The following is a 13826-nucleotide window of genomic DNA, read 5'->3' as shown; positions in this document are numbered from 1 at the left end:
GCGGTAGCGAGGCGCCCCTCGGCCGGCCCCGCCGCGCCCGATCGCGCCGCAGATCGTGCTGCATGTGGCGGGCAACACGCGGCGATTCTGCGTTTTGAGCGGCGCGGAACGATGCGCGAACGACTTTTTGCCCTGATTCAATTTCGTTGAACCCAGCCATCCCCGGCCCTGCCGGGGCTTCACACCGACAGGACGTCACCATGATCCAGTTTGAACCGAAGTACATCACCTTCGACTGCTACGGCACGCTGACCCATTTCCGGATGGCCGAGACGGCGCGGGAAATCTATGCGGACCGGCTGTCGCCGGCCGCGATGGAGGCATTCGTGCGCGCGTTCGCCGCCTATCGGCTCGACGAGGTGCTCGGCGCGTGGAAGCCGTACCGCGACGTCGTGGTCAACGCGGTCCGTCGCACCTGTGCGCGGCTCGGCGTGAAGTTCGACGAAGCCGAGGCCGAGCTTTTCTATCATGCGGTGCCGACCTGGGGGCCGCACCCGGACGTGCCGGCCGGGCTGTCGCGGCTGGCATCGAAGTACAAGCTGGTGATCCTGTCGAACGCGATGGACGACCAGATCATGAGCAACGTCGACAAGCTCGGCGCGCCGTTCCACGCCGTGTTCACCGCGCAGCAGGCGCAATCGTACAAGCCGCGGATGCAGGGCTTCGAATACATGTTCGACAAGCTGGGCTGCAAGCCGGAGGACGTGCTGCACGTGTCGTCGAGCCTGCGCTACGACCTGATGACGGCCGAGGATCTCGGCATCAAGCACAAGGTGTTCGTGAACCGCGGCCACGAGCCGGGCACGCCGTTCTACAACTATTACGAAGTGTCGGACATCGGCCAGCTCGCGACGCAGCTCGGGCTGTAAGCGACGCGTTTCCCCGGTGCGGTGTCGCGGACACCACGCCGCCGCCCGTCGCTTTCCCGGGGAAATTCCGCGCAGGCGGCGGGCTGCCGGCGTCGCCACGTCGCGCCAGCCTGCGCACATTCGCGCCGCGCGTTCGGGATGAGCGAGGCGATGCCGGCGAACAATCCTCTGAACTTTCACGCGCGCCGGCATGCGGCCGGCACACGCCGGCGGTCCCCGGCGCATGCAGCAAATCATGCTGCGCAGGCTACCCAAAACGGTCGATTCGTATCGTGAGGGCGCCTCGAATCGGGACAACCGCCATTTTGGCGATGCTTAAATGAATTGCATGTGAACGACGTCGTACCCGCCACCAGCAAGCGGGCGCGGCGCGCTTGAACAACCACGCTGGACCCTTGGACCCACTTCCCACAGTCAGGAGCAGTTCGGATGAACGACGATATCGACAATGACGGCAAGGGCGGCTTCACGCGCCGCGACATGATGAAGGTCATGGCGGCGGGCGGCATGATGGCTGCCGGTGCCGGCGGACTGCTGATGACCCCCGACGCGGCATTCGCCGCGCCAGCGCCGAAGCGCGGCGGCAAGATCCGGGTCGCGAACGAATCCGGCTCGACGGCCGATACGCTCGACCCGGCCAAGGGCTCGACGGGCGCGGACTACACGCGCTTCTTCATGTTCTACAGCGGCCTCACGCAGCTCGATGCGAGCCTGACGCCGCAGATGAACCTCGCCGAGTCGCTGCAGACGACCGATGCGAAGACCTGGATCATCAAGCTGCGCAAGGGCGTCACGTTCCACGACGGCAAGCCGGTCGGCCCGGCCGACGTGGTGTATTCGCTGATGCGCCACAAGAACCCGGCCACCGCGTCGAAGGTCAAGCCGCTCGCCGAGCAGTTCGCCGACGCGAAGGCGACCGGCCCCGACGAAGTCACGCTGACGCTCGCGAGCGCGAACGCCGATCTGCCGGTGATCCTCGCGACGCCGCAGCTCGTGATCGTCAAGGACGGCACGACCGACTTCTCGACCGGCATCGGTTGCGGCCCGTACAAGCTGAAATCGTTCAAGCCGGGCGTATCGACCGTCGGCGTGCGCAACGACAGCTACTTCAAGCCGGGCCGGCCGTATCTCGACGAGATCGAGCTGATCGGCATCAGCGACAGCGCCGCGCGGCTGAACGCGCTGCTGTCGGGCGACGTGCACCTGATCAACGCGATCGATCCGCGTTCAACGCAGCGGGTCTCGTCGACGCCGGGCTACGCGTTGAAGGAAACCAAGTCGGGCCTCTATACCGACCTGATCGCGCGCAGCGACAACCCGATCGTCGCGAATCCCGATTTCGTCGAAGGGATGAAGTACCTGTTCGATCGCGAGCAGATCCGCTCGGCGGTGTTCCGCGGCTACTCGGTGATCGGCAACGACCAGCCGATTCCGCCGGGCCATCGCTACTTCAACGCATCGCTGCCGCAGCGGCCGCACGATCCCGACAAGGCGAAATTCCTGCTCCAGAAGGCGGGGGCGCTCGGCGCCACGCTGCCGCCGATCTATGCGACCTCCGACGCGAACGGGTCGATCGAAATGGCCGTGCTGCTGCAGCAGGCCGGCCAGAAGATCGGGCTGAACCTGCAGGTCAACCGCGCGTCGCCCGACGGCTACTGGTCGAATCACTGGATGAAGCATCCGCTCACGTTCGGCAACATCAACCCGCGCTCGAGCGCCGACGTGCTGTTCACGCAGTTCTTCAAGTCGGATGCGCCGTGGAACGAGTCGGGCTGGAAGAACGCGAAGTTCGACCAGTTGCTGCTCGCCGCGCGCTCGGAAACCGACGACGCGAAGCGCAAGCAGATGTACGGCGACATGCAGGTGATCGTGTCGCAGCAGGGCCGGGTCGGCATTCCGGCGTTCATCAGCTTCCTCGACGGATACGACAAGCGGCTCGCTGGCCTCGGTTCGATTCCGACCGGCGGGATGATGGGCTTCATGTTCGCCGAGAACGTGTGGTGGAACGCATGACGTTGTCGCTGGCCGCCGTCGCGCGGCCGGTGCGGATCACCGCGCCGGCCACGCGCGGTTTTTTCGGGAGTGACGCTCCATGAACCGAATTCTCATCGGGCTGATCGGCCGGCGCATCGCGGTCACCGCGCTGACGCTGCTGATCGTGTCCGCGATCATCTTCACGATCACGAACCTGCTGCCGGGCGACGCCGCGCAGGCCGCGCTCGGCCAGTCGGCGACGCCGGAGACGGTCGCCGCGCTGCGCCAGCAGTTCGGTCTCGACATGCCGGCGCACGTGCGTTACGTGCACTGGCTCGCCGGGCTGTTGCACGGCGATTTCGGCCGGTCGCTGTCCGGCGACATGCCGGTGTCGGAGCTGATCGGCGGACGCCTGCCGAAGTCGCTCGCGCTCGCGGCGATCACGACCGCCGTGTCGGTGCCGATCGCGCTGCTGCTCGGGATCCTCGCGGCGGTCAGGCGCGAGTCGGCGATCGACCGCGTGATCAGCCTCGGCACGCTGTCGCTCGTCGCGACGCCGGAATTCCTGATCGCGACGGTCGCCGTGCTCGTGTTCGCGGTGAAGCTGCGCTGGCTGTCTGCGCTGTCGTACGGCGGCCCGATCGACAGCCTGCACGATTTCCTGCGTGCGTATGCGATGCCGGTGCTGACGCTGTGCGCGGTCGTGATCGCGCAGATGGCGCGCATGACGCGCGCCGCGGTGATCGAGCAGTTGAGCGCGTCGTACGTCGAGATGGCCGTGCTCAAGGGCGCGAGTCCCGCGCGCGTCGTGCTGCGCCATGCGTTGCCGAACGCGATCGGCCCGATCGCCAACGCGATCGCGTTGAGCCTGTCGTATCTGCTCGGTGGCGTGATCGTCGTCGAGACGATCTTCAACTATCCGGGCCTCGCGAGCCTGATGGTCGACGCCGTCAGCAATCGCGATTTCCCGTTGGTCCAGGCGTGCACGCTGATCTTCTGCGTCGCTTACCTGACGCTCGTGCTGTTCGCCGACCTGTGCTCGATCGTGTCGAACCCGCGACTGCGGACCTGAGCGCCCCCGTCCACCTTCCGAGATGCCGCCCATGCACCCGACCGACCCCGTTCATCGCAGCAGCGCGCTGCCGCCGTCAGGCGAGCCGCGCTCGCCGTGGGGAGGCGCGACGCCGCCCGCCGCGCCGTCCCCCGACCAGCCGCGCAAGCGCCGCGGCGCACGCATCGGACTGACCGCCGGCGGCCGCGTCGGCCTGTCGATGGCCGGCCTGATGCTGTTCGTCGCGGTGTTCGCGCCGCTGCTCGCGCCGCACGACGTCGGCGCGATCGTCACGCCGGACGTGTTCGCGCCGTTCAGCGCGAAGCTGCCGTTCGGCTCCGACTTCCTCGGCCGCGACATGCTGAGCCGGATCCTGTACGGCACGCGGCTGACCGTGCTGCTCGCGCTGGCTGCGGTGCTGCTCGCCGCGGTGACCGGCACGACGCTCGGGCTGCTCGCGACCGTGTCGGGCCGCGCGGTCGACGAGACGATGAGCCGGCTGCTCGACGCGCTCACGTCGATTCCGTCGAAGATGTTCGCGCTGATGTTCGTCGCCGCGTTCGGCTCGTCGCTGCCGCTGCTGGTCCTCACCGCCGCGGTCAGCTACATGCCCGGCTCGTACCGGATCGCGCGCGCACTGGCCGTCAACATCAGCACGCTCGAGTTCGTGCAGGTGGCCAGGGCGCGCGGCGAAAGCGCGCTGTACATCGCGTGCGTCGAGATGCTGCCGAACATGATCCATCCGATGCTGGCGGATACCGGGCTGCGCTTCACGTTCGTCGTGCTGCTGCTGAGCGGCCTGAGCTTTCTCGGGCTCGGCGTGCAGCCGCCGTATGCGGACCTCGGCTCGCTCGTGCGCGAGAACATCGCGAGCCTCGGCGACGGCTCGGCCGTCGCGATCATGCCCGCGGTCGCGATCGCGATCCTGACGGTGGGCGTCAACCTGATGATCGACGGTCTGCCGCATCGCGGCCGCCGCAAGGGCGCGGCCGGCGCCGCCGGAGGACACTGATGCGACACGAATCGAATCCGCTCGTCGAGGTGCGCGGGCTGCGCGTGGTCGGCGGCCGGCCGGGCGGCGAGGAAACGACGATCGTCCACGGCGTCGACTTCGAGATCGGGCGCGGCGAGGTGCTCGCGCTGATCGGCGAATCGGGCTCCGGCAAGACGACGATCGCGCTGTCGCTGATGGGCCATGCGCGCGCCGGATGCCGGATCGCCGGCGGCTCGGTGAAGGTCGACGGCACCGACGTGTGCAAGCTGTCGGCGCAAGCGCTGACCGCGCTGCGCGGCCGTAAGGTCGCGTATATCGCGCAGAGCGCGGCTGCCGCGTTCAACCCGTCGCGCACGATTCTCGACCAGGTGATCGAGAGCGCGCTGATCCACAAGACGATGACGAAGCGCGACGCGCAGGCGAAGGCGATCGAGCTGTTTCGCGCGCTCGCGCTGCCGGAGCCGGAGACGATCGGCAAGCGCTATCCGCACCAGGTATCGGGCGGGCAGCTGCAGCGGCTGATGGCCGCGATGGCGCTGATCACCGATCCGGAGCTGGTGATCCTCGACGAGCCGACCACCGCGCTCGACGTGACCACGCAGATCGACGTGCTGCAGGCGTTCAAGCGCGTGATCCGGCGCTACGGGATGAGTGCGGTGTACGTGTCGCACGACCTGGCCGTGGTCGCGCAGATGGCCGACCGGATCGTCGTGCTGAGCGACGGCGTGATCCGCGAGGCGGGCGACACCGAACAGATCCTGCATGCGCCGACGCACCCGTACACGCAGAGCCTGATCGCGGCGGTCACGCCGAACGATGCCGAACGCGGTGCGCAGGTGCGGGCACCCGAGCCGGCCGCGCCGGCGCCGCTGCTCGACGTGCGCGGCGCGATCGCGGGCTACGGCGGCCGCACCGCGAACGGCTGGCCCGCGAAGGTGATCCTGCATGAAGTCGACCTGCGCATCGGGCGCGGGCAGACGGTCGGCGTGATCGGCGAATCGGGCTCCGGCAAGACGACGCTCGCGAAGGTGATCGCGGGCCTCGTGCCCGCGACGGCCGGGCAGATCCTGCTCGACGGCGAGCCGCTCGCGCTCGATATCGGCAAACGCACGAAGGAACAGCACCGCCGCGTGCAGATCGTGTTTCAGAACGCCGATACCGCGTTGAACCCGGTGCATACCGTCGAGCGTACGCTCGCGCGGCCGCTCGCGTTCTACCACGGGATCAAGGGCGCGCGGGCACGCCAGCGCGTCGCCGAGCTGCTCGAGCTCGTGCGGCTGCCGCCGGCAGTGGCCGCGCGGCGTACCGGCGAGCTGTCGGGCGGGCAGAAGCAGCGTGTGAACCTCGCGCGCGCGCTCGCGGCCGAGCCCGACCTGATCCTGTGCGACGAGGTCACGTCGGCGCTCGACACGGTGGTCGGCGCCGCGATCATCGAGCTGTTGCGCGACCTGCAGGCGAAGCTCGGCGTGTCGTACGTGTTCATCACGCACGACATCGCGAAGGTGCGCGCGATCAGCGACGACATCGTCGTGCTGTATGCGGGCCGCCGCGTGGAGACGGGCAGCCGCGACGCGCTGTGCGCGCCGCCTTATCACCCGTATTCGCACTTGTTGGTGTCGTCCGCGCCGGAGTTGCGCGCGGGCTGGCTCGACGATGCGGCCGAGCGTTGTCACCGGCCGCTGGTGCCGATCGGCGAGCGCGAGAACGAAGCCGAGCTGTGTCCGTTCCTGTCGCGCTGCGCGATGCGCGTGGACGGCGTGTGCAACCGGACGGCCCCGTCGCTGCGCACGCTCGGCAACGGTGCGCAGGTGCTGTGCCATCGCAGCGAGGAAGATCTCGCGCGCTTCCAGGCGGAGCCGGTTTCCGCCGGCGTCACGCCGGTGCAGCTGTAGTGCGCACCGCGTGAACCGTTCATCGCGCGGTGCGGTGGACGGCCCGCCGCATAGTGTGCCGCGGCGGTCGCGCAAAACGGCAATTTGTACGCGTGCCGCGCGCGATTACGCGGCAACTGCGGTTTTTGCCAGTGGTTAAATGATTCGCATTGAATGGTTGCTGATCGTCGTTGCCGGCATGCACAAAGGATCCGATGAAACTGGAATCGTACTGGCTGGATACTCGCCCCGCGTTTCGCGCCGGTAGCGTCGGCCCCGTCGAAGGGCGCGCCGACGTGGTCGTGATCGGCGGCGGCTTCACCGGCTTGTCGGCGGCGCTCGCGCTCGCGCAGCGCGGCGTCTCGGTGGTCGTGCTCGAAGCCGCGCAGGTCGCGGGCGAAGCGTCCGGCCGCAACGGCGGCCAGTGCAATACGGGCGTCGCGCAGGACTACGCGTCGCTCGCCGCGCGCATCGGCGCCGCACAGGCGAAGCAGTTTTATCTCGCGTACGAAAGCGCGGTGAAGAGCGTCGAGGCGATCGTGACCGAACAGGCGATCGACTGCGATTTCCGGCGCGCCGGCAAGCTGAAGCTCGCCGCGAAGCCGCAACATTTCGCGGGACTCGAAAAGACCTTCGACGCGTTGCGGCGCGACGTCGATCCGGACATCGAACTGATCGAGCCGTCGCGGATCCGCGATGAAATCGCATCCGACGGTTTTTACGGCGGGCTCCTGCAGCGCAACGGCGCGCAGATGCACATGGGCAAGTTCGGCGTCGGGCTCGCACAAGCGGCCGTGCGGGCCGGCGCACGCGTGTACGAGCACGCGGCCGTCACGCAACTCGACCGGCTCGACGGCGAGCGCCACCGGGTCACGTGCACCCGCGGCACGCTCGTCGCCGATCGCGTGCTGGTCGCGACCGGCGCGTCGCAGCACGGGCCGTTCGCGTGGTTCCGGCGACGCATCGCGCCGGTCGGCAGCTTCATCGTGGTGACCGAGCCGCTGCCCGACGCGCAGTTGAACCGGCTGTTTCCGCATCGCCGCGCGTACGTGACGTCGCGCCAGATCGGCAACTACTTCCGCGTGACGCCCGACAACCGGCTGCTGTTCGGCGGCCGCGCGCGTTTCGCGATGTCGAGCCCGCGCTCCGACGCGAAGAGCGGCGACGTCCTGCGCGCCGGCATGGCCGGTTACTTCCCGGAACTGGCCGGCGTGCGGCTCGACTACTGCTGGGGCGGCCTCGTCGACATCACCGCCGACCGGCTGCCGCGTGCGGGCCAGCACGACGGGCTCTATTACTCGATGGGCTACAGCGGCCACGGCGTGCAGATGTCGGTGCACATGGGCCGCGTGATGGCCGACGTGCTGTATGGCGCGGCCGCGTCGAACCCGTGGCGCGAGCTCGAATGGCCGGCGATACCGGGCCATTTCGGGCACGCGTGGTTCCTGCCGCTCGTCGGCGCGTATTACCGGATGCAGGATTTCCTGCATTGAAGCGAGCGCCGGGAGAATTCGACATGACAGTGCAATTCGTTGGCTCGCCGCGTGTCGCGCGGCCCGTCTCGCCGGCGATCGGCGACGTGCTGCGCACGATCGACGCGTCGTTCGCGCAACCGCTGAACCTCGATACGCTCGCGGCGGTCGCCGGGCTGAGCGTGTCGCGTTTCACCGCGCGCTTTCGCAGCGAAACCGGGCTGTCGCCGCACCGGTATCTGTGTCTCGTGCGGGTACGGCGGGCGCAGGACCTGTTGCGCGCCGGTCTTGCGCCGTCGGTCGTCGCGACCGACGTCGGCTTCTTCGATCAGAGCCATCTGTGCCGGCATTTCCGGCGCGTGCTCGGGATCACGCCGCGCGACTACGTGGTCGCCCGCACGGGCGGCGCGCCGGTGCGAGCGCCGTCGACGCGCGTGCGCAGCGAACGCCGCGATGCGTCGTATCACGCGGCGTAAGCACGGGCATGGACATGGACGACGTGCCCCGCTGAGGAGGTCCGGCAGGCGCGCCGGCCAACGACGATTTCCGATATCGCGTGACAGCTTCCGAACGAATCCGTCACGCATTGCACAGGAGCAGAAATGACCGCAGTTTTCGTGTTGCACCGGGCCGACGGCGCACCTTCTTCCACCCCGTTCCGCCGGCAGGCGTTCGGCGCGAGCGATCCGTTCGCGTCGCATCGCGAGATCGCGTGGGAAGGCCCCGACGCGATGGCCGCGGGGCGCATCGGCTTCGCGGGCGAACTGGACGTGGCGAATTTTCCGCACATCGAAACCGTCGTCGTCGTCCAGGGCGAACTGACGCTCGAAGCGGCCGGGGCCGCACCGCTCGTGGTCGGCCCGGGACAAGGCGCCGTCATCGGCTGCGGCACGGCGCTGCGCATCGCCGCGCAATCGCCGGTGCTGCTGATGTTCTGCGCGGCAGCGTGCGCGCAACCGACGAAACGCGGCGTCTTTGCGCTGCGCGCCGACGCGGACTTCAAGCCGTCCGCCACGCTGCCGGCCGAGGTATTGCTCGGCCCCGCGCCGCAATGCCGCAGCGACAACGTGTTCACCGACGACGGCGCAGGGTACTGCGCGGGCACATGGGATTCGACGCCGTATCACCGGTTCGTCCGGCCGCATCGCGCGAACGAGTTCATGTTCCTGCTGGACGGCGGCGTCCGGTTCGCGGCGCCCGACGGCAGCGTGGCGTCGCTCGGTACCGGCGACGCGCTGTTCGTGCCGCGCGGCGCGGCGATCGGGTGGGAAAGCAGCGAACGCGTGGCGAAGTTCTACGTGATGCAGAACGTCAAACCCTCCACCGAACGAGACTGAGCATGTCCCCTCCGCTGCGCCATATCGAAACCTTGTCCACGCCGCCGGCCGCGGCCGACGTCGTCGTGATCGGCGGCGGCATCATCGGCGTCTTCACCGCCTACTATCTGGCCCGCCGCGGTATATCGGTCGCGCTCGTCGAGAAAGGGCGCATCGGCGCCGAACAGTCGAGCCGCAACTGGGGCTGGTGCCGGCAGCAGAACCGCGACGCGCGCGAGTTGCCGATGGCGAGCAAGAGCATCGATCTGTGGGAACGCTTCGCCGCCGAATCCGGCGAAGATACCGGCTTTCATCGCTGCGGGCTGCTGTATCTCAGCAACGACGAGGCCGAGTTGTCCCGCTGGGCGAGCTGGGGCGAATTCGCGAAGACCGCGGGCGTGACCACCTACATGCTCGACAGCAAGCAGGCGGCCGAGCGCGGACGCGCGACCGGGCGACAGTGGAAGGGCGGCGTGTTCTCGCCGACCGACGGCACGGCCGATCCAGGCAAGGCCGCGCCGGCCGTGGCCGCCGCGCTGATCAAGCTGGGCGGCAGTGTCCATCAGCACTGCGCGGCGCGCGGCATCGAGCTCGAAGGCGGCCGCGTCGCCGGCGTCGTCACCGAGGCCGGCGTCATCAAGACCCGAACGGTCGTGATGGCCGGCGGCGCATGGGCGTCGTCGTTCTGCCGCCAGCTCGGCATCCGGTTTCCGCAGGCGTCGATCCGTCAGTCGATCCTGAGCGTGTCGCCCGTCGAAACGCCACTGCCGGATGCGATGTACACGTCCGGCGTGTCCATCACGCGCCGCAGCGACGGACGCTACGCATTGGCGATCAGCGGCCGCGCGCGCGTGGACCTGACGCCGCAGTTCCTGCGCTTCGCGCCGCAATTCGTGCCGATGTTCGCGAAGCGCTGGCGCAACCTGCTGCCGGGCGGCCTCGAAGGCGTGCGCGGCGGCCATGAAACGCTGAAGCGCTGGCGGCTCGATGCGCCGACGCCGATGGAAGCGGTACGCATTCTCGATCCGAAGCCGGACATGCCGACCGTCGCCGAAACGTATCGCCGCGCGGCCGAACTGTTGCCCGAACTGCGCGACGCGAAGATCACGCACGCATGGGCCGGGTACGTCGACAGCACGCCGGACGGCGTGCCGGGCATCGGCGAAGTGCCGGGCGTGCCGGGGCTGATTCTCGCGGCGGGGTTTTCCGGGCATGGCTTCGGGATCGGGCCGGGGGCCGGGCACCTGATCGCCGATCTCGCGTCCGGTGCGCAACCGTTCGTCGACCCGACGCCGTACCGGCCCGGCCGGTTCAGCGAGTCCGCATGGGGCAAGGTCGCGGATTTCTAGTGCAAGGCCGTCGTACCGATGCGGGGCCGCCTCCCGACGCGGCGCTTCGATCCGGATCGCGGGCGAGCGGCCGGATCGGCGCGGCGATCGTTCGGCAGCGTGGAAGCGCGGTGCGATGGACAGCTTGGGAGTTTCTGATGCGTTTCAGTTCCTACTGGCTCGATACGTCGGAGCCGTTCGCGAGCCGCTCGCCGGCGTTGCCCGGCGGAAGTTGCGACGTGGCGGTGGTGGGCGGCGGGATCACGGGCTCGGCGGCCGCACTGGCGCTGGCGAAGAAGGGTGCGCGCGTGATCGTCTGCGAGGCGGGCACCGTCGGGCAGGCGGCATCGGGACGCAACGGCGGCATGTGCAACAACGGCTTCGCGCAGGATTACGCGTCGCTGTCGCAGCGCATCGGCACGGAGCTGGCCAATCGTCTGTATCTCGCGTTCGACGCGGGCGTCGACACGGTCGAGCGGCTGGTCAGGGAGGAATCGATCGATTGCGATTTCGTGCGCCGCGGCAAGCTCAAGCTCGCGGCGAAGCCCGAGCACTACGACAAGCTCGTGCGCAGCCAGGCGCTGCTCGCGGCGGGCGTGGACCCCGACACGCGCTTGATCACGAAGGCCGAACTGCGCGACGAGATCGGCTCGAACCGATATCACGGCGGGCTGCTGTTCGGCAAGAGCGCCGGGATGCACGTCGGCCGTTATGTGCGCGGCCTCGCGCGCGCCGCGCAAGCCCGCGGCGCGCACGTGCTCGAGCATGCGCCGGTGCTCGGACTGAAGCGGCAAGCGGGCGGCGCCTACGCGGTGCGTACGCCGCTCGGCGAGATCCGCGCGGGCCAGGTGCTGCTCGCGAGCGGCATTTCGCAGGTCGGACCGTTCGGCTGGGTTCGCCGCAGGATCGTGCCGGTCGGCGCGTTCATCATCGTCACCGAGCCGTTGCCGAACGACCTGCTCGACCGCTTGCTGCCGACGCGCCGGATGGTCACCGACACGAAGAACTTCGTGAATTTCTTTCGCGTCACGCCCGACAACCGGATGCTGTTCGGCGGGCGCGCGCGTTTTGCCGCGTCGAATCCGCGTTCCGACGAAAAGAGCGGGGCGATCCTGCGGCAGCAGATGGCCGCCGTGTTTCCCGAGCTGGCCGACGTACGCATCGACTACTGCTGGGGCGGGATGGTCGACATGACGGCCAACCGGCTGCCGCGCGCGGGCGAGCGCGACGGCGTGTACTACTCGATGGGCTATAGCGGCCACGGCACGCACATGGCCACGCTGATGGGCACGTTGATGGCCGAGATCATGGACGGACGCGCCGACCTCAACCCGTGGAAGGATTTCGACTGGCCCGCGATTCCGGGCCACTTCGGCAAACCCTGGTTCCTGCCGTTCGTCGGCGCCTGGTATCGACTCAAGGACACGCTGCAATGAATTCCCCCGTTGTTCACCTGATGCAAGCCGGCCGGCTGGATCGTTTCTTCATCGACGGCGACTGGGTGCTGCCGGACGGCCGCGACCGGTTCGCGGTCGTCAGCCCGTCCACCGAAGACACGCTGTGCGAGATCCCGCTCGGCAACGCGCGCGACGCCGACCGCGCGGTGCAGGCCGCGCGCCATGCGTTCGAACGCTGGTCCGCGACTTCACCGCAGGAACGCGCGGCGCTGCTCGACCGCGTGCATGCGCTGATGCTGGAGCGCGCCGAGCTGTTCGCGACCGCGCTCGCGCTGGAGATGGGCGCGCCGATCGGCTATGCCCGCGGCGCGCACGTGCCGCTCGCGGCCGAACATATCCGCGTCGCACGCGACAACCTCGCGCGCTACCCGTTCGTCGAGCGGCGCGGGACGACCGCGATCGCGCGCGAGCCGATCGGCGTGTGCGCGCTGATCACGCCGTGGAACTGGCCGATCTACCAGATCACCGCGAAGGTCGGCCCGGCGCTCGCGGCCGGCTGCACGGTAGTGCTGAAGCCGAGCGAGCTGTCGCCGCTCAGCGCGCTGCTGTTCGCGGAAGTGCTCGCCGATGCGGGCGTGCCCGCCGGCGTGTTCAATCTCGTGAGCGGCAGCGGCGAGACGGTGGGCGCCGCGCTTTCGTCGCACCCGGCGGTCGACATGGTGTCGATCACCGGATCGACGCGCGCCGGCGTGCTCGTCGCGCAGGCGGCCGCGCCGACCGTCAAGCGCGTCGCGCAGGAACTGGGCGGCAAGTCGCCGAACGTCGTGTTGCCGGATGCGGACCTGTCGCGTGCGATCCCGCCCGGCGTGGCCGCCGCGTTCCGCAACATGGGGCAATCGTGCAGCGCGCCGACCCGCATGATCGTGCCGCGCGACGCGCTCGGCGCGGTCGAGGCGCTGGCCGTCGCGGCGATGCAAACGCTCGTGGTCGGCGATCCGTTCGACGAGGCCACGACGCACGGGCCGCTGGCCAATCGCGCGCAATTCGGGCGGGTTGCGCAGATGATCGACGTGGGCATCGACGAACGCGCGAAGCTGATCGCCGGCGGCCCGGGCCGGCCCGCGGGTCTCGACCGCGGCTTTTATGCGCGGCCGACGATTTTCTCCGACGTGCGCACCGACATGGCGATCGCGCAGCAGGAGATCTTCGGCCCGGTCCTCGCGATCCTGCCTTACGACACCGTCGACGAAGCGATCGCCATCGCGAACGACACCGTCTACGGGCTCGGCGCACACGTGCAGGGCACCGACAAGGCACGCGCACGCGCGGTGGCCGCCCGCATCCGCGCAGGGCAGGTGCATCTGAACTACCCGGCATGGGACCCTCAGGCGCCGTTCGGCGGCTACAAGCAGTCGGGCAACGGCCGCGAGTACGGAATCGAAGGGATGGAGGAATACATGGAGATCAAGTCGATCGTCGGCTTTTACGACTGACGCAGCCGCTGCGCGCGATCCGCGCACGCAGTACAGTTGGAAGCCCGCTACATGCCTGAGG

The 13826-nt window shown here is 68.9% G+C and carries 11 protein-coding genes; all 11 read left to right on the top strand.

Annotated elements, in window-relative coordinates:
• Window positions 1-200 precede the first annotated feature (200 nt).
• The 11 genes from WS54_RS30985 (at window position 201) to WS54_RS30935 (ending at window position 13765) form a co-directional block, all read left to right on the top strand.
• Window positions 201-869, top strand: a complete 669-nt coding sequence (locus WS54_RS30985) for a haloacid dehalogenase type II (protein ID WP_059779835.1) — start codon at window positions 201-203, stop codon at window positions 867-869.
• A gap of 429 nt (window positions 870-1298) precedes the next feature.
• Window positions 1299-2882 carry an ABC transporter substrate-binding protein gene (locus WS54_RS30980; RefSeq protein ID WP_059779838.1) on the top strand — a complete coding sequence of 528 codons (1584 nt, stop codon included), beginning with the start codon at window positions 1299-1301 and terminating at the stop codon, window positions 2880-2882.
• Window positions 2883-2961: 79 nt separating this feature from the next.
• Window positions 2962-3915 (top strand): ABC transporter permease, encoded by a 954-nt coding sequence (locus WS54_RS30975; protein ID WP_034209118.1) that lies wholly within the window; start codon window positions 2962-2964, stop codon window positions 3913-3915.
• 31 nt (window positions 3916-3946) lie between these two features.
• Window positions 3947-4906: an ABC transporter permease gene (locus tag WS54_RS30970; RefSeq protein WP_059779840.1), complete on the top strand. Its 960-nt coding sequence runs from the start codon at window positions 3947-3949 to the stop codon at window positions 4904-4906.
• Complete coding sequence (locus WS54_RS30965; protein WP_059779842.1) at window positions 4906-6780, top strand: ABC transporter ATP-binding protein; 1875 nt, start codon at window positions 4906-4908, stop codon at window positions 6778-6780. The genes WS54_RS30970 and WS54_RS30965 overlap by 1 nt, the downstream gene beginning before the upstream one ends.
• A 194-nt stretch (window positions 6781-6974) precedes the next feature.
• Entirely contained in the window at window positions 6975-8252 is a 1278-nt protein-coding gene (locus WS54_RS30960) for an NAD(P)/FAD-dependent oxidoreductase (RefSeq protein ID WP_059779844.1), read from the top strand.
• 23 nt (window positions 8253-8275) lie between these two features.
• Entirely contained in the window at window positions 8276-8707 is a 432-nt protein-coding gene (locus WS54_RS30955) for a helix-turn-helix domain-containing protein (RefSeq protein ID WP_034209122.1), read from the top strand.
• A gap of 126 nt (window positions 8708-8833) precedes the next feature.
• On the top strand, window positions 8834-9568 hold the full coding sequence (locus tag WS54_RS30950; RefSeq protein ID WP_059779846.1) for a cupin domain-containing protein: 735 nt from the start codon (window positions 8834-8836) through the stop codon (window positions 9566-9568).
• 2 nt (window positions 9569-9570) lie between these two features.
• A complete protein-coding gene (locus WS54_RS30945; RefSeq protein ID WP_034209124.1) occupies window positions 9571-10896 on the top strand; it encodes an NAD(P)/FAD-dependent oxidoreductase in 1326 nt (441 codons plus the stop codon).
• 137 nt (window positions 10897-11033) lie between these two features.
• The gene (locus WS54_RS30940; RefSeq protein ID WP_059779848.1) at window positions 11034-12311 is read left to right on the top strand and encodes an NAD(P)/FAD-dependent oxidoreductase; all 1278 of its coding nucleotides are present in this window, start codon (window positions 11034-11036) and stop codon (window positions 12309-12311) included.
• On the top strand, window positions 12308-13765 hold the full coding sequence (locus WS54_RS30935) for an aldehyde dehydrogenase family protein (protein WP_059779851.1): 1458 nt from the start codon (window positions 12308-12310) through the stop codon (window positions 13763-13765). Before WS54_RS30940 ends, WS54_RS30935 begins: the two co-directional genes overlap by 4 nt.
• The last annotated feature ends 61 nt before the right edge of the window (window positions 13766-13826 follow it).

This window comes from Burkholderia sp. NRF60-BP8, assembly GCF_001522585.2.
GTDB lineage: Bacteria > Pseudomonadota > Gammaproteobacteria > Burkholderiales > Burkholderiaceae > Burkholderia.
This window is presented reverse-complemented; position numbering and strand designations above follow the sequence as displayed.